This is a genomic window from Streptomyces sp. NPDC002577, from assembly GCF_053594815.1.
In genome coordinates, this window is record NZ_JBSFWK010000004.1 from 16,238 (window position 1) to 37,160 (window position 20,923).

Genomic DNA, 20,923 nt, shown 5'->3' on the forward strand with positions numbered 1-20,923 from the left:
TTCGACTGGCCGCCTTCACACACGGTCCGGAGCCCGAACCGCCTCGGGCTGCTCGAGCCGGCGTGCCGCCGTCCACCGAGTAAGCATCACCAGCGCCGTGCCCAGCGCCAGGCCGATCGCCGGCAGCACGGGGAGCCGGCCGCCCGGCGCGAAGCCCTGCACGGCCAAGCGGCCCAGAGCGGCGACGTTCATGGCCAGGCCGAGCCACAGCGGCCAGGCGTGGCGCAGGCCGGCGTTCGGGCTGGTCCGTTCGTACAGCACGACCAGCCCGCGTTCCAGTGGCCCGAGCGCGGACACGACGCCGGCCAGGACGACGCCGAGCACCAGCAGCCACGGCACTCGCAGCCCCCACCATGCAGCGGACCCGAGGGCCGGCTCGGGCGCGAGGCCGGTCAGGTAGAACGCGGCGGCGACGGCCAGCACCGGCAGCATGTGCCACAGATACAGCGTCATGCCGGCCGCGCTCACGGGGTGGACCACGCGCCATACCCGATCCCGGTCCAGCAGTTGCCGCACCGGCGGCGCGGCGAGGAGGCACAGCCCGACCTGGGCCACAACCCACGCCAGCATCGCAGCCGACGGCGGATTGGTGTTGCTGGGAGTTTGCCCGGTTACCAGGATCAGGCTGACCGGGAACGGCCCCAGGGCCACGAGCGCGGCAAAGGCCGCCCCGCCGCCCGCCGCCATCACCAGCGGCACGAGCCGACGCCTGGTCAGCAGACCGTCCCGCCAGCAGAAGCCCAGTTGATAGGCGACACCCCACACGAGCACGTAGTTGAGCAGTCCGACATACGGCGCGTGCACCGTCACCACGAGCACGTCGACTGCCAGGGCACATGCCCCCGTCGACAGCGGGGCGAGGAGTCCCCAGCGCCGGTGCGCCGCATACAGCGGCGGCGTCAGGGCGCTGAGCAGCAGATACACCGGAAGGAACCAGAACTGCATCGCCATCGCCCATCCCACCAGCGCAAGCGTGCCCGCGTCCACGCCGGCCACCGAACAGATACCGACGGCGAGAAGCACCAGACCGCTGTAGACGCCCGCCGGAAGAAGCAGCCGCAGCGCCCGCCGCCCCAGCCACCCGGCGGCCGTATCCCCAGCCGCCATGGCGCGCGACCAGGAACCGCCCGCGCCATGGCCCCCGGCCAAGAAGAACAGCGGCATGATCTGGAACGCGAGGGTCAACCACTGGGTCCAGGGAACGGTCGCCAACAGCTCCGGGGCGGCGATCTTTCCACCGGGCTCCCGGACCAGGGCTGTGATCAGCCAGTGGCCGAGGACCACCAGCATGATCGCCCACGCGCGCAGGAAGTCGACGTAGCGGTCTCTGCTCATGGGCCGTCATGCTGGCGCAGCCCTGGCGCCATCGTGCCGGGAAGCCCAAGCCGCAATCATTCCGTGCCCGGTACGACATCGCCCGCAGGCGAGGCCGTGCAGGCGACACGGACGGAAATGCGGTGGCGCCTGAGCGTGCGCGCCTCTATGTTGGGCGTGCTTTCTCGCGGCGGCTGTTGGCCGCCGCAGTCGGCCGAGTGAGGAACGGGAGGTGTGACCGATGGCTGTCTTTGTGATGGGCGCTGCCCGCAACCAGAAGTTCATCCACTCCACCTCCGTGGTCTCCGGCTGATCTTTCCTGTCTTCTTCGCGCCTGCGAGTGCGCGCGGCCGGGGCCGCCCTGTGAAGGGTTTCCCTTGAATCTCTCTTCTCTTTCGGCTTCTTCCGCTTCGTCGCACCCTCTGGCCTCCTACGGGTGGGACGAGGGATGGGAAGCGGAGTTCGCTCCGTATGCCGGGCAGGGTCTCCTGCCCGGTCGTGTCGTGCGGGTCGACCGTGGCCTGTGCGACGTCGTCACCCCGGCCGGCATCGTCCGCGCCGACACCGAGTTCGTCGTTCCCCGTGACCCGATGAAGGTGGTGTGCACGGGGGACTGGGTCGCCGTGGACCCTGAAGGCAGCGACCCGCGGTACGTGCGGACACTGCTGCCGCGCCGCACCGCCTTCGTGCGCTCGACGTCGTCGAAGCGGTCCGAGGGCCAGGTGCTGGCCACCAACATCGATCACAACATCATCTGCGTGTCGCTCGCGGCCGAACTGGACCTCGGGCGGATCGAGCGGTTCCTGGCGCTTGCCATGTCCTGTTCGAGCGGTGAGGCACTGCTGCATGAGCCGGCACTCTCCTGGGAGTCCGGCGCCCAGCCCCTCGTTGTCCTCACCAAGGCCGACCTGGTGCCGGACCCGGTGACGCTCGCGTATCTCGTCCAGGACGTGGAGGCCACCGCTCCGGGGGTGCAGGTGCTGCCGGTCAGCTCCGCGACCGGCGACGGCGTCGAGGTGCTCGCCGCCGTGGTCTCGGGCGGCACGAGTGTGCTGCTCGGGCAGTCGGGTGCGGGCAAGTCGACGCTCGCCAACGCGCTCCTCGGCGACGACGTGATGGAGGTGCAGGCCATCCGCGACGCCGACGGCAAGGGCCGGCACACCACGACCACCCGCAATCTGCTCGTGCTGCCGGGCGGCGGGGTCCTCATCGATACACCAGGGCTGCGCGGCGTGGGCCTGTGGGACGCCGAGGCCGGCGTCGGGCAGGTGTTCACGGAGATCGAGGAACTCGCCGGGAACTGCCGGTTCCACGACTGCGCGCACATCGCCGAACCCGGCTGCGCCGTGCTCGCGGCCCTCGAGGACGGCACGCTGTCCGAGCGCCGCCTCGACAGCTACCGCAAGCTGCTGCGCGAGAACCAGCGCATCGCCGCCAGGACGGACGCACGGCTGCGCGCCGAGATCCGCCGCGACTGGAAACGGAAGGGGGCGGAGGGGCGCGCGGCGATGGAGGCGAAGCGGGGGCGCCTGCGCTGAGCCTCGCCGCTGGGGGCAGGGCGCGCCGTCCGCGCCCTGCCCCCGGGAGGCAGAACGTCACGTCCGATTCCCGCCAGCCGCCCGCGGCCGGCCGCCCCCACACTGGATGACGTGACCGATGAAGAAACCAGGTACGAGGCGGTGTGCAGCCGCGACGGCCGCTTCGACGGGGAGTTCTTCTTCGCCGTCGAGACGACCGGGATCTACTGCCGCCCGAGCTGCCCCGCCGTGACGCCGAAGCGGCAGAACGTCCGCTTCTACGCCACCGCGGCCGCCGCCCAGAGCGCCGGATTCCGGGCCTGCAGACGCTGCCGCCCGGACGCGGTGCCCGGCTCCGCCGAGTGGAACGTGCGCGCCGACGTGGTCGGCCGCGCGATGCGGCTGATCGCCGACGGCGTCGTCGACCGCGAGGGCGTCGGCGGGCTCGCCGAGCACCTCGGCTACAGCGCCCGCCAGGTGCAGCGCCAGCTCACCGCCGAGGTCGGTGCGGGCCCCGTCGCGCTCGCCCGCGCACAGCGGGCGCACACGGCGCGGGTCCTGCTCCAGACCACCGGGCTGCCGGTCACCGAGATCGCCTTCGCCGCGGGCTTCGCCAGCATCCGGCAGTTCAACGACACGATCCGCGGCGCCTACGCCGCCACACCGACCGAGCTGCGTGCCGAGGGCCGCCGCCGCGGCACATCCGTACGACAGGCGGCCACGCCCTCCGCGGGCGTTCCACTGCGGCTCGCCTACCGCGGCCCGTACCAGGCAGGAGCCGTGTTCGACACGCTCGCACGCGAGATTGTCCCGGGTGTGGAGGAGGTCTCGGGAAGCCCCGGTGCGCGGGTCTACCGGCGCACCCTGCGCCTGCCGTACGGCACCGGCGTCGTGGCCGTCGACGAGAGGATCCCCGGGCGCAGGGCCGTCGCCGCCCGCGGCGGCTGGCTCCCGGCGCGGCTGCACCTGACCGACCTCCGGGATCTGACCACCGCCGTGCAGCGGCTGCGGCGCCTGTTCGACCTGGACGCCGACCCGTACGCCGTCGACGAGCGGCTCGGCGCAGACCCCCGGCTCGGCCCCCTGGTCGCCGCGCGGCCGGGGCTGCGCTCGCCCGGTGCCGCGGATCCCGCGGAGTTCGCCGTGCGTACGCTGGCCGGGCGGGGAGAGGCCGAGCGGCTCGTGCAGCAGTACGGCAAGGTGCTCGACACACCCTCAGGCACGCTCACCCATGTGTTCCCCGAACCGGGCGTACTCGCCGGGGCGGAGGGCGGCACCCTGGGCGCGCTGGCCTCCGCCCTCGCCGACGGAACCGTCCGTCTCGACGCCGGCGCCGACCGGGACGACGCCGCCCGGGCGCTGCTCGCCCTGCCCGGCATGGACGCCCGCACCGTCGCCCTCATCCGGATGCGCGCCCTCGGCGACCCGGACGTGGCCCTGGCCGATGAGCCGGTACCGGACGCATGGCGGCCATGGCGCACGTACGCCTGCCAACACCTCGGGGCCGAGCGGGACTTGACGGGCAGCGGTATGTGACGGTCACGTCTCAGGCGGCGGCCCAGCGGTCACGTCTCAGCCTGCCGGTCCGTCCAGCCCCCAGCTGTGCACCCTCTTCGGGTGGATGCGGATGAGCTCCTCGCTGAGGTGAGATCCCAGGTGGTGCGGTCCCGTCAGCAGCTCCGCCTCGCCCCGGATCTCCACGCCCCGCACGCGCCACGGATTGAGGCTCGCGATGTCGTCGACCACGAGTGCCACCTTGGGGTTCGCCTGCAGGTTCCGCCACTTCTTGGTCGTACCCATTGCGTAGCCGCCGATCAGGATCGTGCCGTCGTCCTGGGGGAAGAACCCGACGGGGTTCGCCTGCGGCTGCCCACCGGGGTCGACCGTGGCCATGCGGCCCAGCCGCTGTGACCGCAGATACGTGCGCTCGGCCTCGCTGAAGCTGAATTCGGTCATGGCCTCAGCCAAACACGCGCCCAGGCGGCCCCGCATCGGCTCATGGACCTACGCCCCGAGCCCTCGGCCCCAGACGACCGCCCCGAGCCTCAGCCCCAGATGACCGCCCCGATCCACGCGCCCAGGATCAGCAGGCACGCGAAGAGTTCCGTCAGTACGCTCCAGCCGCCCGACCGCATCGCCGTACGCGTGGCGGACAGTGCGTCGCCGTGCCGGCCGAGCCGCAGCCGCTCCGACAGATAGATCCCGCCGACGAAGCCGGGGACGGCGCCGATCACCGGCACCACGACGAACCCGACGAGGGCTCCCGCCCCCGCCCACACCGCGATCCGGTGTGTGCCGCCCCGCCGGACGAGCCGGCGGGGCGGCAGCTGCCAGCGGACGGCCTGGGACACCAGCAGTACCAGGGTCGCGCCCACGAGCACGGCCCAGGCGAGGCCCGTGGGATCCAGCAACGCCCACCACAGCAACGCGGCCCACACCAGCCACGATCCCGGCACCCCGGGCACCAGCACTCCCCACAGGCCGAGCAGCATCACGACGCCGACCAGCAGGAGCTCCCAGACTCCCATCTGCCCAGCGTGCCGGAGACCGGACGGACCTGCAGGTCTCGCTCGTCGTGTCGCGTCCGCGTGATCCCGCACCCGAGCCGATTCGGTCGGTTTCGGTCAGCGCCGGTCAGTCGGCGCCGGTCAGTCCTGCGTCACCCGCGCATGCCGTGCCACCCACCCCCGCTCGTACGCGTGCCAGCCCAGCTGCAGCCGGGTGGTCACGCCCGCCAGCTCCATCAGCCGCTTCACCCGACGCTGCACCGTGCGCAGGCCCAGGTCGAGCTGTTTGGCGACGCTCGCATCGGTCAGTCCGGCCAGCAGCAGCGAGAGGATCTCCAGGTCGGTGCCGTCGGGCGCGTCCGGCTTCTCCTCGGTCGCCTCGCCGTCCTCGCCCAGGCGCAGCGGCAGCGCCTCCCGCCACACCACCTCGAACAGGCCGGTCAGCGACTCCAGCAGCCCGCTCGCGTGGACCACGACCGCGGCGGGCTCGGCGGCCCGTGAGGTGAGCGGCACCATCGCGGTCGACCGGTCGGCGATGACCAGCTTCGTCGGCACCCCCTCCACGACCCGTACCTGCTCGTCGCGGCCGAGCGCGGCTGACAGCTCGGTGAGCCCGGTGGGCAGGGACAGCACCTCCCGCTCGATCACCACGCGGTAGGAGACACCCCGGTTGGCGGCCTGTTCCTCCGCGTCGTTGTCCACGCCGGAGACCGCGATCGGTTTGCCGGTCACGAGCGCACAGACCTCCTCGCTCGCGCCGAGCTGCAACTGCAGGAAGCGCTGCGATACGGCCGCCGCGCCGATGACCACCTCCACCAGATCGTGCACCGCGGGCTCGGCGGCCTGGGCGCGGTACTCCTCGGCGAGCAGCGCCGCCGCCAGCTCCGCCTTCTCCAGTTCGTGCCGCTGCTGGGTGAGGAGCGCACCGAGCGCGACTCCGGGTGGCGCCGCCACCCAGCGTCCCGGCCGTGCCGACGACTGCGCGGCCAGGCCGTGGCGCTCCAGGCGGCGCAGCGCGCGCTCCGTGTCGTACTCGCCCAGCGTCAACCGCCGTGCGAGATCGGGCACTTCGGCCGCCCCCACCGACACGAGTGCGCGGTACGCCGATTCGTGCATCTCGTCCAGACCTATCACAGCCAGCATGCGGCGATGCCCCTCCCCAGGTATCGACTCCGGCGGGCGCGGTGGCGGGAAACAGCCACGGCGCAAACCCGCCCACGGACATCATCGCCGCACCACCCGTCCCTCTGCCAAGGTGGCGCCACCGCAGTACCAACACCCGCCGTGTATTGCGGATTTGACATGCCTGACCTGGGCGGATTCGGAAGATTTGGGAGAGCGATGCGCTCGATACGGCGTACGGCAGTGACGGCGGCGATCACCGCAGTGCTGGCCGTCACGGCGGTCGCACCGTCAGGGGCACAACCCCGGGACGGCGCGGCCGACGAGACGAGACCCCTGGTCGGCAGCCCGGCGGCGGCAGGGCAGGGTGACGGGACCCGACAGGCCACCGTCACCCTGGTCACCGGCGACCGGGTCGTCGTCATCACGGACAAGGAAGGCCGCAGCACCGCCACGGTGCTGCCGCGCGAGGACGGCACCCAACCCCTCGTACAGACCCGCCAGTCGGGCGACGACCTGTACGTCTATCCCGAGTCCGCCATCCCCGCGATCGCCTCCGGCAAGGCCGACGAGCAGCTCTTCAATGTCACCGGCCTGGTGCGTCAGGGCTACGACGACGCGCACACCGACCAGGTGCCGCTCATCGCGACGTACGACACGTCCGTCGACGTCGCTCGCAGCGCGCCCGCGGCCCCGCGCGGCGCCGAGCGCAAGCGGGTCCTGGCCGCAGTCGGCGGTGTCGCGCTGAAGGCCGACAAGGAGAAGGCGGCCGACTTCTGGGCCGACGTCACGAACTCCCGCTCCCGCGCGGCCGGCGACCTGAAGAAGCTGTGGCTGGACGCCAAGGTGGAGGCCACCCTCGACCGCTCGACGAAGCAGGTCAACGCTCCTGAGGCATGGGCCGCCGGTTATGACGGCGAGGGCACGACGGTCGCCGTCCTCGACACCGGGGTCGACGCGGACCACCCGGATCTGAAGAACCGTATCGCCGAGGCCAAGAACTTCACCGACTCGGACACCACCGACGACCTCCAGGGCCACGGCACCCACACCACGTCCACGGTGGGCGGCTCCGGCGCGGCGAGCGACGGCAAGAAGAAGGGCGTCGCGCCCGGCACCCGGCTGCTCGCCGGGAAGGTCCTCGACGACTACGGCTACGGCGAGACGTCCTGGATCATCGCCGGCATGCAGTGGGCCGTCGACCAGAAGGCCGACGTCGTCTCGATGAGCCTCGGCAGCTCCGAGCCCACCGACTGCACGGACCCGATGAGCATGGCGGCCGAGGAACTCGCCAGCAGCTCCGACACGTTGTTCGTGGTGGCGGCCGGGAACTCCGGCCCCGCCCTCAACATGGTCTCGTCGCCCGGCTGCACGCCCAGTGTGCTGACCGTCGGCGCCGTCGACCGCGACGACTCCACCGCCTCCTTCTCCAGCCCCGGCCCGGCGCCGTACACGCACACCCTCAAGCCCGAGATCGCCGCTCCCGGCGTCGCCATCTCCGCGGCGGCGGCCGGCGGACGCGGCGTGTACGCCTACCGGTCGATGTCCGGTACGTCGATGGCGACCCCGCACGTCGCGGGCGCCGCCGCGATCCTCAAGCAGCGCCACCCCGACTGGAGCCCGCAGCAGCTCAAGGCCGCGCTGGTCTCCTCCGCCGACAGCGGCATCCCCGGCGACGTACGCGAGACCGGCGGCGGACGCCTCGACGTCAAGGCCGCCATCGACCAGACCGTCCTCGGCGCCCCTGCCGTCCAGGGCGGCACGTTCGACTGGCCGCAGAGCAGCAGCGACCGCACCACCGTCGACGTCCCCTACACCAACACCTCGGACGAGCCCGTCACCCTGGACCTCTCCGTCGCAGGAGTCACCGGCAACGACGGATCGAAGGTCGCCTCGTCCGTGGCCAGGCTCGGGCAGCACTCCGTCACCGTGCCGGCCGGCGAGACCGTCAAGGTCCCGCTGACCCTGGACCCGTCCGCGCACCTGGCGCGCAGCCAGTACGGGGACGTCACCGGCCGGGTGATCGCGGAGGCCGACGGTGTCACCGTCTCCACGCCCTTCTCGCTGTACGTCCAGCCGGAGACCGTCAGCCTCCGCGTCAAGCTCGTGGACCGGCTCGGTGAACCCGCCTCCGGTGTCTCGTCCCTCGATGTGATCGGCACGGACGACGCCACCGGCGAGCGCCGCTACAACGAGGGCGCCGCCGACCAGACGTACGAGCTCCGCCCCGGCAGCTACTTCCTCTCCGCCTTCGTCGCGACCTCGGACAGCGACGGAACCCTCGTGAACTCCCTCGCCTACCTCGCCCGTCCGCAGTTCGAGCTGACCAAGGACACCACCGTCGTCCTCGACGCCCGCGAGGCGCACCGGCTGACGGTGCAGACCGACCAGCCGACCGAGGACCGCACCGCCACCCTCGCCTTCTCCCGCTCCTGGGACGACATCTGGCTGCACGCCGGCTCCATGAGCGGCAGCCGGCAGGTCAAGGGCTACTACGCAGCCGTCGAAGGCCGCGCCCACGACGGCGACTTCGAGTTCGGCAGCTACTGGCGCCGCTACGCCCCGCAGATCGACTCCTTCTCGATCGAGGGCGGCCCGGAGCTGCACCCGGTCACCGCGAGCACGGGCTCGGTCAACCTCGACGGCACCGGCTCGGCCGAGGTCGTCGATGCGGGCAGCGGCACGGCGGCCGAGTTCGCCGCCGCGAACGTCAAGGGCAAGATCGCGCTGGTCGAGGTGGCGGACGACGACACGTACCTCTACCAGCAGGCGCAGAACGCCAAGACGGCCGGAGCCATCGCCGTCATCGGACACCACTCTTCCACGGTCCGCTGGTACCCGTCCGTCGGCTTCACCAACGGCGCCCTGCCCGTCCTGGCGCTCCCGGCGGACGAGGCCCAGGCCGTGCTCGAACGGCTGGCCTCCGGCCCGGTCACCGTCACGTGGCAGGGCACGGCGGCCAGTCCGTACGTCTACAACCTCGCCTTCCCCGAGGAAGCACCTCTCAACTCCGACCGCACCTACCGGGTGCGCGACTCCAAGCTCGGCCGCACCGAGGCCACGTACCACGCGATGGGCGTCGCCACGGACTACCTGGACGGTGTCACCGCGCACCGCCCCGACGCGGATGTCCTCGTGACCCCGGTGTACGACCTGGTCGCCGTGCCCGGCACGCGTACCGAGTACTACACGGCGGGGGACACCGCGTTCTCGCAGTATGTGTGCAGCAGCTTCCCCTGGGGCGAGTTCATGCTGGGCACGCAGCACACGTACGAGGCGGGGGAGCGCCGCACCGAGAGCTGGTACGGCGGGGTCCTCGCGCCCACCGCGCCGCTCGACGACACGGGGAAGCAGGAGCTCGCCGCCGAACGCCAGGGCAACCTGATCGGCATCGCGCCCGCCTTCTGGGGCGACAGCGAGCACGCCGGTCTGCAGGGCAGCTTCGGCGACGTCGGGTCGATCCGGCTGCGGATCGACGGCGAGGAGGCCGAGGCAAGCCCCTTCCCGTCCGGTGTCTGGCAGGTCCCGGCCGAAGAGGCCGCGTATGAAATGACCCTGACCACGGCCAAGTTCGGCACCCCCGGCCGCGTCTGGAAGCGCTCCACCATGACGCAGACGACCTGGGAGTTCCGCTCGAAGCTCGACGAGAGCGTCTACTCACAGGGGCTGCCGATCCTCTTCCCGCGCTACGAACTGCCCGAGGACGGCATGAAGACGCTGCCGGCCGAGGACGGCCAGCGGATCACCCTCGGCGTCACCGGCCACGCGGGCTACACGCCCGGGGCCATCACGTCGGCCGAGCTGTCGTACTCCTACGACGGCGGCCAGACCTGGACCGAGGCGAAGACCGCCGAGGAGGACGGCACCTGGACCGCGACCGTGAATCACGCGGGCGCATCAGGGAAGCCGGTCACCCTGAAGGCCGAACTGACGGACGCCAACGGCAATTCCGTCACCCAGATCGTGACCAGGGCCTACGACGTGCGGTAGCCCCAGGTCACACCGGCGCCGCCGGGCGGTTCTCCCGTGGGGGGTGGGGCCGTCCGGCGGCTTTGCGCCAGGGGGCGTACGGGATTTTCCGGATGCCCCGTTTTCGTACAGCCCGTGCTGTGGACAATAAGGGCATGAGCCATCAGGGGGAGAGGCACACCGGTCACGAGGACGACTGGTGGGGGCAGTTGTACGACGACTCCACCGGGGACACGGGCCCCACGGCCGCGGCCGACACCCTCGAGGACCGCTTCGTCTCGGCGGCGGGCACGGTGGGGTCCGGCACGCCGTCGGACGCACCGTGGATGCCCACCGTGCCGGACGAGTTGCCGGACGAGTTGTCCGACGCGCGCGGACCGGGCGCCGAGGCACAACCGGCGGAGGACGGCGCCGGGTGGCCGGAGCCGAAGGACGTCCCGGCGGGGCGGCAGACGGCACCGCCCGGGGCCGCGGCGTCCGTTCCCGCCGCCAGGATGCCCGGAGAGCGACCCGACCCGGGACCCCCACAACCGACTTCCTCGTACATACGTTCCCCGCGGTTGCCGCACCAGCCCCCGCCCCGCGAAGCCCCCGTACCGGCCCCCGAAGTCTCCGGCACCGTCCCTGCCGGGCCGCCCCCCACCGTGATCCACGTGGGCGACGGCCCGCCCACCTACGAGGCCGAGCCCACCGCGCTGCCGCCCGCCGATCCGGACGACCTCGACGACCTCGTCGCCGACACCGTCCTGGACGGCGCCCGGTACGGCTCTTCCACGCTGCGCGCCGCCTCGGTGCGCGGCGACTCCGCGCGCTTCCGGGGCGAGCCGCGCCGCGACTCGCTGCTCACCGCCCGCTTCGGTACGGGCGAGAACGCGCTCGTGCTGATCGCGATGGCCACCGGCGCGCGCGCCACGCCGGGTGCGCACCGGGCCGCGGCCGACGCCTGCCACTGGATCGGGCGGGCTGTGGGACGCAGCCACGTCCGGCTCGCCGAGGACATCCGGGCCGCCCGCCGCGGCGACCTCAAGTCGGGGCTGCACCGGCTCATCGACCGCAGCCTCGGCAAGCTCCGCGCCAGCGCGACCGAACTCGGACTCCAGCCCGAGGAGTACGCGGCGACGCTGCGCTGCCTGCTGATCCCGGCCGACCCCGAGTGCCGTACGCGCGTCTTCTTCGGTGTCGGCGGCGGCGGTCTGTTCCGGCTGCGCGGCGGCGAGTGGCAGGACATCGAGCCGCACGTCGGCGAGACGGAGACGACGGGCGCCGCCGTGGTCGGATGGGGGTCCCCCCGGCCGGAGTCCGGGGGAGGTTCGCCGTCCCCGCAGTCGCCCGCCGACGCACCGCACGAGACCCCGGACGGCGACCGGCTCACCATGGACCTGGGCATCACCACCCCGCCGAGCCCCTACGACAGCCCGCCCGAGCCGCCCCGCGAACCCTTCCGGTTCCGCGCCTCCGTAGCCCGCCCGGGTGACACGCTGCTGCTGTGCACCGGAGGCCTCGCCGAACCCCTGCGCGGGGAACCCCGCCTCGCCGAACACCTCAGGGCGCGCTGGGCGGACGGCGAACCGCCGGGACTCGCCGCGTTCCTCGCCGACACCCAGGTCAGGGTGAAGGGCTACGCCGATGACCGTACGGCCGCCGCCGTGTGGGAGGCGTAACCCGGCCCGTGTGCGGCGCGACGCACGCGAAGGTCACGGAGTGCGCCGAGAGGATCAAGTCCCGGGTCGGGCAAGCGCTGCGCGGCAAGGAATGGATCCAGTATGAAACGCCTGCATGGGATACCTGCGTAGGTACGCTCGCAGCTATGCAGACTCGCGTACTGGGCGCTAGGCGCCTCAGTCGGCTAACCGACACGTCAACGTCGTTCGATCGGCAGGAGGTTGCGATCAACGTCATGGCGGATGCGATCGGGGGGACGGTAATCGACTGGGCTGACGACCTCGACGTCAGTGCGGCAAAGGTGGCGCCCAAAGACCGTCCGGGGCTTGGCCCTTGGCTGGAGCGCCCTGACGAATACGACGCCATCGCATGGTGGCGCCTGGACCGTGCTGTTCGCAGTATGCGGGATATGGCGTGGCTTGCGGGCTGGGCACGGGACCATAAGAAGCGGCTGATCTTTGCCGAAGGACCGGGCGGGGGGCGCCTGGAACTCGACATGACGTCGCCCATGTCAGAACTGATTCTGATGATCCTCGCGTTCGCGGCGCAGATGGAGGTACTCGCAATCCAGGAGCGCACGTCCGGAGCTGCCGAATATCTTCGCAATGTTGGCCGTTGGTCGGGTGGACGAGTTCCCTTCGGACGTATTCCCGTACCGCATCCGGAAGAGAATGAAGGGTGGTGGCTGGGACGCCACGACGAGACGGCAGCCATCGTTGACGACATGGTGTCGCTCGTTCTGAAGAAGAAGAGCTACCACGTAATTGCGGCGTGGCTGAACAACAACCATCCCGGCCTCACTCCGGCCAATCACCGACGTATGGTGGCTACTCCGCCCCGCGAGATAGACCCCAACGCGCGCTGGAACCCCGGAATGGTCAGCTCCCTGCTTCGCCAGCCGTCGCTCCGCGGGTGGATGATGCTCGATGGTGAGCCGGTCCGTGACGAGGTGGGAGAGCCCGTCTTGGCGGGGGAACCGCTTGTCGACGACGAGACGTGGCGTCGCCTGCAGGCGGAGATGGACACCCGGGAGCCGGCCGGAGAGCGCAACAAGAGCGACGCTCACCCGCTGCTAGGCATCCTCTTCTGCGGCACCTGCGAAGGCAGGCTGTACCAAGGCTGGATGGCACCCGGCCCCAACCGGAAGGTGGCTAAGCGCCAGTACCGGTGCGCTGCGCGAGCCCACGGACGCACCTGCGGGAAGCCCGCGTATGTCACGGCGGAGCCCGTAGACGCGTACGTCCAAGAGCAGTTCCTAGACATGTTCGGGGCAATGGAGCTCGTGGAGATCATCACCATTCCAGGCGTGGACCACACGGCGGAAATCAAAGAGCTGAGGTTCGATGTCGACGCCCTGGCCGCGCGGTTGACCACTCTGCGGGGCCCAGCCGCTGACGCCGTCGCCAGGCAGCTTCAGGGCCGCTCGGACAAGCTGGAGCGACTGGAGGCGCAGCCGATCATCCCGGCCCGCACGGAGGAGGTTCGAACAGGCGTCACGTACGCGGACTCCTGGAGGCAGGCCAAAGCCCGGGGCGACGTCGAAGAATGCCGCAAGATGCTGCTGGACGTCGGCATGCGCGTGACGGTGGGGGAGACGTACAGAGGCGCCCGTGACGTCGCTGGGCGACTGAGTGTGCAATTCGTGACGCCACATCACATCGACCCGGGACAGGATGCCTTGGAGGATACGGGGCATCAGGCGAGCCTCTGAGGTGACGACGTGATGACGCCGTTGAGAGCCCTGGACTGACCTGCCGGGGCTCTCGTCGCGCAGTCTGGCCCCCTCGTGGACGTCGGTGAGCGCCCCGCCCGCTCATCGATGAACGCGGAGCGTGAAGAGTGGCGCGGCCGACACCGTGGCTCGCAGGTGATCGACGCATGGACATGCGTGCCGTCCGTCCCGTGGGGCATGCATTCCCGTGTAGGCGTTCGACCTGGAGGGAACCGACAGCTGTCGTACGGGCGGGGGTCATGACGAGGCAGGTACGAGAGGGGGGTCCCGGCGCGGCCGGGGCCTCCCCGACGAGCACGGCCGAGACGGCGACCGACGGGGAGACGGGGGATCCGACGCGACCGCACGAGCAGACACTCCTCAGACGCAGAATCGGACGGTCCGACCTGAAAGCGGTACCCGAGGCGCGGCGCGCCCTGCGGGAGCTGCTGCGGCACTGGGGAAGACCGGGGACATCGGAGACCGCTGAACTGCTCACCACCGAACTCGTCACCAACGCGCTGGTCCACACCGATCATGAGGCGGTGCTCACCGCCACCGTCGGCCGACGGCTCCGGGTGGAGGTCAGGGACTTCGTGGGGCGCATACCCCAACTGCGGGCGCCGGAGGCCGGTGACGGTACCAGTACGCACGGCAGGGGGCTCTTACTGGTGGAGTCCCTCGCGGACGCGTGGGGCGTGCACAGGCACGGCGTGGGGAAGGCGGTGTGGTTCGAGCTGGACGGCGGTGCGGTGTGATGCCGTGACACCGCCGTCCCAGACGCTCAGCCGAACTGCTGCTCGAGATCCTTGAGCTTCCGCTCGAGGGAGTCGAGCCGCGGCAGGGTCATCGTGTCGTCCTCGGCGGTGAGGTCGACCGTGACCGGATCAGTACCGCTCCTGACGGGCTGCAGGGAGGACCGCGAGGGGATGGGCGAAGGCCGTTGCTCCGGCGGGAATATGGCAGGTTCCGCGCCGACCTCGGCCGGCGCCCCGCCCGCGGACCCCGCCTGCAGCTCGACCTGGCGGCCGCCGCGCGCGCTCAGCCCCAGGGGCCCCCGGCTGAGCGCCCTGAACCTCGCCCGGTCCAGCTTCTCCTGATCGCGCCGCCGCACCCGCTCCTGCTGCTTCTGCCGCCGGTCCTCGCGCACCTCGTCGACCGCCTCGTCCAGGGTGCGTACGCCTTCCAGCAGCATCAACGACCATGCGGCGAAGGTCTCACGGGGTGCCCGCAGCCACCGTACGACCCGGATCTGCGGCAGCGGGCGCGGCACCAGGCCCTGTTCGCGCAGCGCCGCGCGGCGGGTCTGCTTCAGTGCGCGGTCGAACAGGACGGCCGCCGACAGCGACATGCCCGCGAAGAAGTGCGGCGCACCCGCGTGGTCCAGGCCGCGCGGGGCGTGCACCCAGTTGAACCAGGCGGCCGCGCCCGCGAACGTCCACACGAGCAGACGCGAACCGAGCGCGGCGTCGCCGTGGCTGGCCTCGCGCACCGCGAGAACGGAGGAGAACATCGCCGCACCGTCGAGACCGAACGGGACCAGGTACTCCCAGCCGCCGGTGAGGTTCAGGTTCTGCCGGCCGAAGCCGACCAGGCCGTGGAAGGAAAGGGCGGCGGCGACTGCGGCGCAGCAGAACAGCAGCACATAGGAGGCGGTGCCGTAGACGGCCTCCTTGCGCCTGCGGCGCTCCTCGCTGCGCTCCCACGAGTCGTCGGCGGACGTGTTCGCCCCGGCGCGCCTGTTGCGCGCGAGCACCGCCACCGCCGCCAGCATGCCCAGGGTCAGTACGGCGCCCGGAAGCAGCCAGTCCAGCGATATGTCGGTCAGTCTCATCTGGGGTCCCTTGCATCGCGGTACGGCATTTCGGGCGCCATAGTGGCTCAATCCCGATGACCCTCAGAGGGTTTCGAGGCAAGAGAACGCCATTGGTGGGCAAGGGGCCGCGAAGATCCAGGTTCTCCTCGAACTACCGCTTGAAACAAGGGAATTGAGTTCGAATCGGCTCCACCGGAAAGAGTGGTTCATCCAGAACCGGTTGCGGTAGGGGGTGGACTTGTGCCGGTGCGGGCGTGCGGGCCGGGGCTCGCGGGCGGGTCCGGGTGGCGTCAGCTGGTCGCCGTGGCGCTCAGCCTGCTGATGCGGTCCGCATCGCAGGTGCGCGGGCATGTGACGCAGGTGTCCTCCGGGCGCAGCGTGTAGAAGAGGCAGCAGCTGGCGCGGTCGCGGGTCGGCAGCGGCTCGCCGTTCGGTCCGGTCAGCTCCCGGAACGCGGCCGACCCCACGTACGGCTTGGTGGCACCCGGCAGCAGCTGCTCCAGCTCCGTCATGGCGCGCTGCTCCTCGCCGAGCAGATGTCCGATGTACCAGAGGCCCTCGACCACCTCGTCGGTCGCCATGCCCCACAGGGCACGGCCCCGGCGGCGCATGCGCGGCCCGAAGCCCGCGAGCACCGGCTCCAGATGCCCGGCGACCGCCGCACGCACCTCGGCGCGCAGGGCCTCCTCGTCCGGGACGACGCGGGCGCCGGGCAGTGCGGCCGCCGGGTCGCCGGGGAGGCAGGCGAAGTCGCCGGTCCGGACGGCCATCCGGCCGAGGGTGCGCTGGAAGGCGACGTGCTCGACGGGGTAGCGGGGCACGCGGCGGTGCAGGAACCACGGCACGGTGACGAGCAGGCTGGCGGGCCAGGCGTAACGGTGCAGCCCGAAGCTGGCGACGACGTCCGGGCGTGCCTGCTGTCCGTAGTCCCGCAGGACCTGGGCGTTGTCCCAGGCGAGGTAGTCGTCGAGGGCGGCGCCGCCCTCCGCGAGCCGGGCGGCGGACACCCAGCCGCCGTCCCGCGGGGTCGGCTCGTCCGGCCGCAGCTCCCTGATCTCCAGCCCTGGGAAGACCTCGGTCAGCCGGGCGTACGCATCGGCGACGGCCGAACGCGCCGGGTGCACGGTGCCGCGGTGAGAGGTGCTTCCGGCCTGTGCGGGCGGGGCGACAAGAGACATGCGGGGCACCACCACATCGATCGTTAGCAGGTAAGCCTTACCTTACCCGATGTGATCGCAGTTTGAACTGGCGCCCGCTCGTCCTAAGGTGCGTGGGTGTTACCCGTTCCGTTCGCTCTGTCAGGAGACGTACCGGCGGGCCCGGAGGGACCGGATCGGCCCGTCCTGGGCCGGCCGGATCAGCGGAGCCCCGTAGGAAGAGGAACAGGAGGACCTCGTGGAGCAGGCCGACGCGCGCGACAGGCATGACCACACCGGGTTGTCCGCCGACTCTGCCGAGGGCGCCCAGGGGACGGCTGCGCCCAGGGCCTGGCCTGCCGCGACGGCGTCCCCCTCGACGGAGCACGTGACGGCGTCCTCCGCTCCGTTGCCGCCCGGCCCCGGTATCTCATCCGGGCGCCCCGCCGTCCCGTCGCCCCGGCAGGCGGAGCGTGGACCCCTCACCGATGAGGCGACGACAGCGCGTGCCTCGGCGCAGCCCGGCCCCTCCGGGGACGGCGACGCGGCCCGAGGCGAACACACGCACAGCGAACCGCCCATGCCCGCGCCCCGCACGGCGCTGGACGCCCCCTCCGCGGTGGGCGCGCCCGCGCCGCGGGTGGTGCAGCGGTCGTCCGTGCGCGGACAGGTTCTCGACGCGTTGCGCACCGCCCTCGTCGAGGGCGACCTCAACCCAGGCGAGGTCTACTCGGCGCCGGTCCTCGGCGAGCGCTTCGGGGTCTCCGCGACTCCGGTGCGCGAGGCGATGCAGCAGCTCGCTCTCGAGGGCGCCGTGGAGGTCGTACCGAACCGGGGGTTCCGCGTCACCCGGCGTACCGCCGAGGAACTGGCCGAACTCGCCGAGATCCGGGCCCTGATCGAGGTGCCGGTGATGCTGCGGCTCGCCCGGACCGTGCCTGCGGCGCGCTGGGCGGAGTTGCGTCCGCTGGCCGATGCGACGGTCGCGGCGGCGGTCGGTGGCAACTTCGCCGGGTACGCGGAGTCGGACCGGGCCTTCCATCGGGCCGTGCTCGCGCTGGCCGGCAACCGCCAGCTGGTGCAGATCGCTGACGATCTGCACCGTCGTGCCCAGTGGCCGTCGGTGGACGGCCGGTCACCGCGGGGCCGCGCCGATCTTGTCGCCGACGCGGCGGAGCATACGGCTCTGCTTGACGCTCTGGTCGCACAGGACCTGGCCGTGGTCCAGTCCCTGGTGCGGGAGCATTTCGCGGGTGGGTCCTGAGGGGGGTGATTTCCCCCACCCCGCCCCTTCCCGTAACCAGGCGGCTCCGCCCCCTGAACCCCCGTATCGCCCTTCGGGCTCGTCCTCAAGCGCCGGACGGGCTCGATTGAGCCGGCGGCGTCAGCCCGCCTGCCAGCCAGGTCGGGACGCCGCCGAGCAGCCGGAAGAGGCGCTTCGCCTCCGCGCGCAGCCGGGAGGCCTCCGGTTCTGTCTCCGCGTCGGCCAGCGATGCGAGCGCGGGAGCCGTGCCGACCAGGTAGCCGAGTTCCTCGCGGATGCGGAGGGACTCGGCGAAGCCGTGGCGGGCCTCGGCCAGTTCGCCTTCGTGCAGGGCCAGTCCGGCCAGATGGCGCCAGGTGAAGGAGAGCAGCAGCGTGTCGCCGTGCGCGGTGGCCCCCGCATGGGCGCGGCGGTAGGCGGCCCGGGCGGACTGCGGGGAGCCCGCCAGGTTCTCGGCGATCAGGCCGCGCCGGAAGTCCAGGAGCGCCCGCGCCGGCGCGCCGGGGGCGATGAGCGCCGCGGCGCGCCCCAGCGCGGCCCGCGCCTCGTCGGCCCGGTCGCGTACGCCGAGCAGGGTCGCGGCGTACGCGAGGTGCCCGCGCTCGCACGCGGCCGCCCCCCGCTCGTCGTCGTCGCGGGCGAGCGCCTCCGCCGTGCGCAGTGCGTCCTCGGCCTCGGCCCACCCCTGCTCGGTGTAGAGGCACTGTTCCACCAGGAGCGCGACCCGCTGCAGCGCGGCTTCGACGTCGTCACCGGCGCGTGGTTCGAGCAGTGCGGCCGCATCGGTCCAGCAGGCGCGTGAGCGCAGCCGCCATACCGCGGTCTGGAGTGGATCGTCCCCGGCAGTCGTTCCGATACCAGACATGGCGGTATGCGCCACGTTGCCCTCCCCGAGCACACCATTGAGCTGTTGAGTCGTGGCGGCATCTCAGCATGAATCCGAGTGCCCGGCCAAGGGGGTGGGTGAAGGATTTCACAAAGTATGGGGGCCGGTCGTGGATTGACGGGCACCGGTCGGACCGTGTACCCGTCAACTCTCCGTCCTCAACTCATGCGCAGCGCCAGGAAGAAGTCCAACTTGTCCTCGAGGCGGGACAGGTCACGCCCCGTCAACTGCTCGATTCGCCCTATCCGATAACGCAGCGTGTTGACGTGCAGGTGCAGACGCGTGGCGCAGCGGGTCCAGGAGCCGTCGCAGTCGAGGAACGCCTCCAGCGTGGGGATGAGCTCCGCGCGGTGGCGCCGGTCGTAGTCGCGCAGCGGGTCGAGCAGGCGGGCCGTGAACGCGCGGCGCACGTCGTCCGGCACGAACGGCAGGAGGAGGACGTGGGATGCCAGTTCCTGGTGGCCGGCCGCGCACACTCGCCCGGGGCGGGCGGCCGCGACACGACGGGCGTGCCGGGCCTCCTCCAGGGCGCCGCGCAGCCCCTCCGCCGAGTGCACGGCGGCGCTGACGCCGAGCGTGAGCCGCCCGTCGCCGGCGAGGCCCGCCGTCAGCGGCTCCCGCACGGCCTCCAGCAGAGTCTCCGCGGCCAGCCCCGACTCCTCCCCCATGGCCTTGAGGGCATGGGAGGTACCCCCGTCGTCGTGCTCGGCGGCCACCGAGGGCAGCGGCACCAGCGCGATCGCCTCCGTACCCGTGTGCGCGACGGCGATACGGTCGGACGGCTCGGGCCCGGCCGACAGGGGGTCGACGAGGATCTCCTCCAGCAGCGCCTGCGCGACCGGGCCGCCCTCGACGTCAGCGCCCTCCCACTCGACACCCGCCACGACCACCTGCCAGTGCGGCGCGACGCCGAGTCCGGGCAGCAGCACGGGCGCGGCGACGCGCAGGCGCGCCGCGATCTCGGCCGGTGCCGCCCCGGCCTGCACCAGCTCGAAGACCTCCTGGGCGAGCCGGCGCCGTACCGTGCGCGCCGCGTCCCGCCGGTCCCGCTCCACCGCGATCAGCTGGGTGACGCCGTGCAGCAGGTCGAGCCGCTCATCGGGCCAGTCCCCGGCATCGGCCTCGACGGCGAGCAGCCAGTCCGACAGCACGGTCTCGCGCACATCGCGCGAGCCCGCCGCGCCTGAGGCCGTCGTCGGGCGGTGGCCCGAGCCCCCGACGGGGAACAGCGAGTACGTCGTGGTGCCCACCGTCACCCGGTAGGGGCCCCGCCGCCCGGTGCGGACCGCGGCCAGGTGCTCGGCCGCGAGCCTGGCGCGCACCTCCGGTGCGGACGCCGCTCCGCCGTTGTCCGAGCCGGCGATCGCCCGCCCGGTGGGCGAGAGCACCCAGGCGCGCAGGTCCAGGTCGGAGCGGAGCAGGTCGAGCACCGCGTTCGGGCCGCCGCCGCCGGGGCCCGGCGTCATCAGACGGCGGTGCCGGTCCACCACGGCCGCCAGGTCGCCCGCGCGCTCGCCGGAGACCTGGCGTACGACGTGCTCGGTGATCGTGGCGAAGGCCACGGACTCGTTGACCGAGAAGAGCGGCAGGCGGTGGCGCGCGCAGGCCTCGACGAGGTCGTCCGGGACGGCGCCCAGCTCGGCCTCGCCGGCCGCCAGCGCCGCGACGCCGGCGGTGGTGAGGATCCGTACGAACGGCTCGGAGTCCTCGGCGCCGCGCCGCCACGCCAGGCCGGTGAGCACCAGCTCGCCACCGGAGAGATAGCGGCTGGGGTCCCGCAGGTCCGTGGTCATCACACCGCGTACGGTGCGGTCGAGCTCGCTCTCGCCGCCGAGCAGCCGCAGCCCCAGCGCGTCGGTGTCCAGCAGTGCGCGCAGGCGCATGTTCCTTGTCGCCGCCGATCTTTCTCGATGGTGCGTGTGGTTCGGTTCCGGTGGGTTGTCGTGGTCGTCGTTTCCTGACGAAGACGACGGCGTTACCGGGGATCGCCGTTCATACGAATCTACAAGAGCGGTGCTC

At 72.0% G+C, this 20,923-nt stretch carries 15 protein-coding genes; 7 read left to right on the forward strand and 8 right to left on the reverse strand.

The window, feature by feature from the left end:
• Positions 1-15: 15 nt before the first annotated feature.
• Complete coding sequence (locus ACWD4J_RS07630) at positions 16-1,335, reverse strand: acyltransferase family protein (protein ID WP_451394391.1); 1,320 nt, start codon at positions 1,333-1,335, stop codon at positions 16-18.
• A 356-nt stretch (positions 1,336-1,691) separates the two neighbouring features.
• Here ACWD4J_RS07630 and rsgA point away from each other — a divergent pair, with 356 nt between their 5' ends.
• Positions 1,692-2,852: a ribosome small subunit-dependent GTPase A gene (gene rsgA, locus ACWD4J_RS07635; protein WP_451394392.1), complete on the forward strand. Its 1,161-nt coding sequence runs from the start codon at positions 1,692-1,694 to the stop codon at positions 2,850-2,852.
• A 111-nt stretch (positions 2,853-2,963) separates the two neighbouring features.
• Positions 2,964-4,367, forward strand: coding sequence for an AlkA N-terminal domain-containing protein (locus ACWD4J_RS07640; protein ID WP_451394393.1), 1,404 nt, complete (start codon positions 2,964-2,966; stop codon positions 4,365-4,367).
• A 36-nt stretch (positions 4,368-4,403) separates the two neighbouring features.
• Here ACWD4J_RS07640 and ACWD4J_RS07645 read toward each other — a convergent pair whose 3' ends face one another.
• From ACWD4J_RS07645 to ACWD4J_RS07655, 3 genes are all read right to left on the reverse strand, one after another.
• Entirely contained in the window at positions 4,404-4,787 is a 384-nt protein-coding gene (locus ACWD4J_RS07645; RefSeq protein ID WP_451394394.1) for a PPOX class F420-dependent oxidoreductase, read from the reverse strand.
• 89 nt (positions 4,788-4,876) lie between these two features.
• Entirely contained in the window at positions 4,877-5,359 is a 483-nt protein-coding gene (locus ACWD4J_RS07650; RefSeq protein ID WP_451394395.1) for a DUF456 domain-containing protein, read from the reverse strand.
• Between the two features lie 120 nt (positions 5,360-5,479).
• Entirely contained in the window at positions 5,480-6,481 is a 1,002-nt protein-coding gene (locus ACWD4J_RS07655; protein WP_451394396.1) for a helix-turn-helix domain-containing protein, read from the reverse strand.
• 198 nt (positions 6,482-6,679) lie between these two features.
• Here ACWD4J_RS07655 and ACWD4J_RS07660 point away from each other — a divergent pair, with 198 nt between their 5' ends.
• From ACWD4J_RS07660 to ACWD4J_RS07675, 4 genes are all read left to right on the forward strand, one after another.
• Complete coding sequence (locus ACWD4J_RS07660; protein ID WP_451394397.1) at positions 6,680-10,450, forward strand: S8 family peptidase; 3,771 nt, start codon at positions 6,680-6,682, stop codon at positions 10,448-10,450.
• 134 nt (positions 10,451-10,584) lie between these two features.
• Positions 10,585-12,090 carry a protein phosphatase 2C domain-containing protein gene (locus ACWD4J_RS07665; protein ID WP_451394398.1) on the forward strand — a complete coding sequence of 502 codons (1,506 nt, stop codon included), beginning with the start codon at positions 10,585-10,587 and terminating at the stop codon, positions 12,088-12,090.
• A gap of 146 nt (positions 12,091-12,236) precedes the next feature.
• On the forward strand, positions 12,237-13,802 hold the full coding sequence (locus ACWD4J_RS07670) for a recombinase family protein (RefSeq protein WP_451394399.1): 1,566 nt from the start codon (positions 12,237-12,239) through the stop codon (positions 13,800-13,802).
• A 260-nt stretch (positions 13,803-14,062) separates the two neighbouring features.
• The gene (locus ACWD4J_RS07675; protein WP_451394400.1) at positions 14,063-14,560 is read left to right on the forward strand and encodes an ATP-binding protein; all 498 of its coding nucleotides are present in this window, start codon (positions 14,063-14,065) and stop codon (positions 14,558-14,560) included.
• Positions 14,561-14,586: 26 nt separating this feature from the next.
• Here the strand turns inward: ACWD4J_RS07675 and ACWD4J_RS07680 are convergent, their stop codons facing one another.
• Together ACWD4J_RS07680 and ACWD4J_RS07685 are read right to left on the reverse strand one after the other, a co-directional pair.
• On the reverse strand, positions 14,587-15,636 hold the full coding sequence (locus tag ACWD4J_RS07680; RefSeq protein ID WP_451394401.1) for a DUF2637 domain-containing protein: 1,050 nt from the start codon (positions 15,634-15,636) through the stop codon (positions 14,587-14,589).
• Positions 15,637-15,908: 272 nt separating this feature from the next.
• Positions 15,909-16,796 (reverse strand): (2Fe-2S)-binding protein, encoded by an 888-nt coding sequence (locus ACWD4J_RS07685; RefSeq protein WP_451394402.1) that lies wholly within the window; start codon positions 16,794-16,796, stop codon positions 15,909-15,911.
• Positions 16,797-17,142: 346 nt separating this feature from the next.
• On the opposite strand from ACWD4J_RS07685, the gene ACWD4J_RS07690 reads away from it, so the two are divergent.
• Positions 17,143-18,018, forward strand: coding sequence for a GntR family transcriptional regulator (locus tag ACWD4J_RS07690; protein ID WP_451394702.1), 876 nt, complete (start codon positions 17,143-17,145; stop codon positions 18,016-18,018).
• Positions 18,019-18,103: 85 nt separating this feature from the next.
• Here ACWD4J_RS07690 and ACWD4J_RS07695 read toward each other — a convergent pair whose 3' ends face one another.
• Together ACWD4J_RS07695 and ACWD4J_RS07700 are read right to left on the reverse strand one after the other, a co-directional pair.
• Positions 18,104-18,898 carry a hypothetical protein gene (locus tag ACWD4J_RS07695; RefSeq protein WP_451394403.1) on the reverse strand — a complete coding sequence of 265 codons (795 nt, stop codon included), beginning with the start codon at positions 18,896-18,898 and terminating at the stop codon, positions 18,104-18,106.
• 164 nt (positions 18,899-19,062) lie between these two features.
• Positions 19,063-20,787, reverse strand: coding sequence for a PucR family transcriptional regulator (locus tag ACWD4J_RS07700; protein ID WP_451394404.1), 1,725 nt, complete (start codon positions 20,785-20,787; stop codon positions 19,063-19,065).
• Between the last annotated feature and the right edge of the window lie 136 nt (positions 20,788-20,923).

Excerpts from the sequence above, each read along its gene's own strand:
- ACWD4J_RS07630 (WP_451394391.1), bottom strand. The coding sequence starts at position 1,335 with ATGAGCAGAGACCGCTACGTCGACTTCCTGCGCGCGTGGGCGATCATG.
- ACWD4J_RS07645 (WP_451394394.1), bottom strand. The coding sequence starts at position 4,787 with ATGACCGAATTCAGCTTCAGCGAGGCCGAGCGCACGTATCTGCGGTCA.
- ACWD4J_RS07650 (WP_451394395.1), bottom strand. The coding sequence starts at position 5,359 with ATGGGAGTCTGGGAGCTCCTGCTGGTCGGCGTCGTGATGCTGCTCGGC.
- ACWD4J_RS07655 (WP_451394396.1), bottom strand. The coding sequence starts at position 6,481 with ATGCTGGCTGTGATAGGTCTGGACGAGATGCACGAATCGGCGTACCGC.
- ACWD4J_RS07660 (WP_451394397.1), top strand. The coding sequence starts at position 6,680 with ATGCGCTCGATACGGCGTACGGCAGTGACGGCGGCGATCACCGCAGTG.
- ACWD4J_RS07665 (WP_451394398.1), top strand. The coding sequence starts at position 10,585 with ATGAGCCATCAGGGGGAGAGGCACACCGGTCACGAGGACGACTGGTGG.
- ACWD4J_RS07670 (WP_451394399.1), top strand. The coding sequence starts at position 12,237 with ATGCAGACTCGCGTACTGGGCGCTAGGCGCCTCAGTCGGCTAACCGAC.
- ACWD4J_RS07675 (WP_451394400.1), top strand. The coding sequence starts at position 14,063 with ATGACGAGGCAGGTACGAGAGGGGGGTCCCGGCGCGGCCGGGGCCTCC.
- ACWD4J_RS07680 (WP_451394401.1), bottom strand. The coding sequence starts at position 15,636 with ATGAGACTGACCGACATATCGCTGGACTGGCTGCTTCCGGGCGCCGTA.
- ACWD4J_RS07685 (WP_451394402.1), bottom strand. The coding sequence starts at position 16,796 with ATGTCTCTTGTCGCCCCGCCCGCACAGGCCGGAAGCACCTCTCACCGC.
- ACWD4J_RS07700 (WP_451394404.1), bottom strand. The coding sequence starts at position 20,787 with ATGCGCCTGCGCGCACTGCTGGACACCGACGCGCTGGGGCTGCGGCTG.